Origin of the sequence: Okeania sp. SIO3B5 (assembly GCF_010692555.1) — a bacterium.
In the GTDB taxonomy this organism is placed as follows: domain Bacteria; phylum Cyanobacteriota; class Cyanobacteriia; order Cyanobacteriales; family Microcoleaceae; genus Okeania.
On the sequence record NZ_JAAHHG010000737.1, the window covers coordinates 1 to 3,793 of the forward strand.

At 37.5% G+C, this 3,793-nt stretch carries 3 protein-coding genes; 2 read left to right on the plus strand and 1 reads right to left on the minus strand.

All coding sequences use genetic code 11. The features are described from left to right. The first annotated feature begins 486 nt into the window (after nt 1-486). Together F6K54_RS41700 and F6K54_RS41705 are read left to right on the plus strand one after the other, a co-directional pair. Nucleotides 487-1,905, plus strand: a complete 1,419-nt coding sequence (locus tag F6K54_RS41700) for an aldehyde dehydrogenase family protein (protein ID WP_293090368.1) — start codon at nt 487-489, stop codon at nt 1,903-1,905. After that, nucleotides 1,905-2,285, plus strand: a complete 381-nt coding sequence (locus tag F6K54_RS41705; RefSeq protein WP_293090369.1) for a DUF2784 family protein — start codon at nt 1,905-1,907, stop codon at nt 2,283-2,285. The genes F6K54_RS41700 and F6K54_RS41705 overlap by 1 nt, the downstream gene beginning before the upstream one ends. Before the next feature lie 176 nt (nt 2,286-2,461). On the opposite strand, the gene F6K54_RS41710 is transcribed toward F6K54_RS41705, so the two are convergent. Beyond that, entirely contained in the window at nt 2,462-3,505 is a 1,044-nt protein-coding gene (locus tag F6K54_RS41710) for a nitrilase-related carbon-nitrogen hydrolase (protein WP_293090370.1), read from the minus strand. Between the last annotated feature and the right edge of the window lie 288 nt (nt 3,506-3,793).

The window sequence follows — 3,793 nt, forward strand, 5'->3', positions numbered from 1 at the left end:
AGGGCAGGGCTGTTTCATTCTCGATAGACACGGGGACGCGGGGACACACCAGACACGGGGATAGAGGCTTTTAAGCGACGTTAAACCAAATATTCTCTCAGAGCTTAAAGGCGCTTATTTGCCGATTTTTCAGCAAATTTTGGCAAATTTCACTATTCCACTATTCCTTTATCTTCCGTTCTCTCGCTCATCGTTAATCTACAATACTTTGAAACAGCCTTGCCCTCCCAGGAGGGGAATAAAAAACCGATAATATAAGGCTTTTAGCTATTGGACAGTTCTTGTAATTTGTAAATATGCCAGCGCACATTGCTATATATCCAGGACTTACGCAAAGACACTATGTATAGAGTACAGTAACTATTGGACAATAGTTACAAGTACTATATATAGCGTATCTGCATAAGTCCTAATATCTTTAAAATCATAAAAATTTTCTATCTCTGCTGAACTCCAACTAAAATTGTTCCAACTCCCTTATTTAATATGGTTAATCAAATTAAAATTCGTAACCCACGCACTGGTATAAATGATTATTTTATTACCCAAGTAACTGTGGAACAAATTGCTACTAAATGCCTAAATTTACGTTCTGCTCAAATTGAGTGGGAAAAGTGTGGAATAGAACAACGTATTCAGGCAATGCAACAATGGAAAGAAATTATATTTTCTCACCGGGAAAAACTGACACAGGCGTTAATCAATGATACAGGTAGACTAATAGAATCAAAACTAGAAATTGACTCTGTGGCTAATAGTATAGATAGATGGTGTAAGTTAGCACCGCAACTGTTATCAACTGAGCCAACAAAAACTACAAAAATTCCATTTATTCAACTACAAAATCAATTTTCACCTTATCAGTTAGTTGGTATTATTAGTCCCTGGAATTTTCCTTTATTACTTTCTTTAATCGATGCAATTCCAGCTTTAATTGCTGGTTGTGCTGTGGCAATTAAACCAAGTGAAATTACTCCGAGATTTATCCAGCCTCTGTTAGAAACTATTGCTAATATTCCCTTGCTGTGTGATGTTTTTACTTATATTGAAGGTGCTGGAGAAACTGGTGCAGCTTTAATAGAATATGTAGATTTTATTTGTTTCACTGGTAGTGTTGCTACAGGTAAAAAAGTTGCCGAAGCAGCAGCAAAAAGATTTATTCCAGCTTGTTTAGAGTTGGGAGGTAAAGACCCAGCAATAGTTTTAGCTTCAGCAGATTTAGAGTTAGCAACATCAGCACTTTTATGGGCTTCTGTTGTTAATGCAGGGCAGTCATGTTTGTCAATTGAACGTATTTATGTTGCCGAATCAATTTTGACAGAATTTATTATTAAAATTACCGAAAAAGCTAAAGGTCTGAAATTAGCTTATCCCAATATTGAATCTGGAGAAATAGGACCAATTATTTCAACAAAACAAGCTGAGATTATTAGGGAACATTTACAAGATGCTGTGGCTAAAGGTGCGGTTATTCATTGTGGAGGAAATGTCGAAAATTTAGATGGTGGTTTTTGGTGTTTACCCACAGTTTTAGATCGTGTAAATCATAGTATGAAAATCATGACTGAGGAAACTTTTGGACCAATAATACCTGTGATGTCTTTTACTACTGTTGAAGAAGCGATAAAATTAGCAAATGATACAATTTATGGATTAAGTGCTGCTGTTTTTGCTGGTTCTGAAGCTGAAGCTTTAGGAGTTGCTAGCCAGATAAATGCTGGAGGTATTAGTATTAATGATGCAGGTTTAACAGCATTGATTAATGAAGGAGAAAAAAATTCTTTTAAGTTTTCCGGTTTAGGTGCTTCTCGCATGGGAGTTGATGGTATGAAAAGATTTATGCGAAAAAAAGCGATTTTAAGTAAAGTAAATTCTGTAATTAATCCTTGGTGGTTTAAAAGCTGATGAATGAATTATCTCTGGATAAAAGATTAATTGTTTTTTTGCTCAAAATATTACATACTTCTGTCTTGATTTTTACCTTGACTGGATGGCTCTTACCTAATAAATTGTTATTGATTTATTTAGTTTGGATACCACTAATGGTGATTCAATGGCAACTAAATCAAGGAACTTGTATATTGACAAATCTGGAAAATTATTTGGTAGGTGAAACTAACAAACAAAAGTCAGAACAACAGGGTCAATTTGTGAAATCTTTGTTTTTAAATTTATGCGGTTTTGTACCAGCAGATAACTTTTTAAAATATTTGATTGATTGCACAATTTTTTCCTGTTGGTGTGTTGGAAGTTATAGATTTTATTTGTATTATTATGGCTATTGAAAGGTGTTATATCAAGCCTCATTAATTAGCCATAATAAATTAGCTATCTTTAGTCATCTTTAGATGACTTCTGCTTTGAGCCAAGAAATTTATTTCTTGGCGGATGATATGGTTGCTTCAACGGTAAGGTAAGTTTCAATATATTCCCTACTCCCTACTCCCTACTCCCTACTCCCTTATATCAGACCTTTTTCTCTCAACTTTTCAATAGTTGCACGTTGAGTTTCAATAAAATGTTTTCGTTCGACTACTCCACTATCCATAGTATTAGCAGGATAAGCATGAAACTGACGATAACTTTCTGCATAAAGATCCCACCGTTGCCTTGCTAATAAATTTTTCATTCCTACTTGAGAGCGATAGCTGCGGAGAGCCATAATATCAATTTCAGCATAGGCCGCCATGCTTTCCCCTGCACCCGTTTCCGCTAATATTAAACCTCGATAGTCGATAATTTTGGAACCCCCATCAACGGAAGCTTCAGGAATAGGAGTGTTGGCAATACCTGCAGTATTAGCAGATATCACATACATCATATTTTCCACAGCACGAGAAACTTTCGCTGCTTCCTTTGGCGATCGCGCTTGCCCATAAACCTCTGAAGTAGGATGCAGTAAAATTTCTGCTCCGCGCATTGCCAAACATCGAGTAACCTCTGGAAATAAAATTTCATCAGAGGCAACCGCAGCAAAATTACCGATCGCTGTTTTGGCAACGGGAAATACTCCCTCTAAACCATAACAGTCGAGATATTTATCCCACACATCGTGGGGGGTAGGAGCAAACATAGAGTTGAGACGGCGATAGCGCAATACGATATTGCCACTGGGATCTATGAGAAAGCAGCTTTGAAAATATAATTCGGGAAAGTTGGGGTCAACCTCATAAGCATTGCCCCCTAGAAAAATATCATTTTTTTGAGCAATCTCTCCCAGGCAGTCGTAGATGGAGTCAGTCATTTCTAAACAAGCTTTATTTGCCCAACTTGTCAAAGACTCGGCCATCGGAAAACCTGTGAGAAAATATTCTGGCAGTAAAACTAATTTACAGTTTAGGCCAATAAAAGCTTTGCTGGCAGCTATTTGTTTAGATAGGTGGTTGATAGTTTGTTGAATCAGCGATCGCGCAGATTCTCGGTCGTTGGCCTGATTTACTGCTTTAGCCTGAACTTGAAGGGCCAAAGCCTGGAAAGGGGTCACTTGACGGATAGCTTCTACCATATTTTCCTATAGTCGTCCTCGCCATGGGTGTATAGAAAATCTCTAGTGCAGCTACGCGGAAGTTAAAAGTCAAAAGTCAAAAGTATTGATTGGTAGGGCTTTTAGGATTTTGTAACTGGTTAGTTATTTCTGCCATCCTGCACTAGGAAATTTTGAACAAGTAGTAAGTAGTTAATAGACATCTCCAGAAAAAAGGGAGTAGGGAACCCACCCCTCGCCCCTCCCCCTCCCAGGAGGGGAATAATTGATAATTTTTTAACCCTACTCTGTAGGGACGTTCCATGGAAC

Coding starts and splice junctions, on each gene's coding strand:
- F6K54_RS41700 (WP_293090368.1), top strand. CDS start 487: ATGGTTAATCAAATTAAAATTCGTAACCCACGCACTGGTATAAATGAT.
- F6K54_RS41705 (WP_293090369.1), top strand. CDS start 1,905: ATGAATGAATTATCTCTGGATAAAAGATTAATTGTTTTTTTGCTCAAA.
- F6K54_RS41710 (WP_293090370.1), bottom strand. CDS start 3,505: ATGGTAGAAGCTATCCGTCAAGTGACCCCTTTCCAGGCTTTGGCCCTT.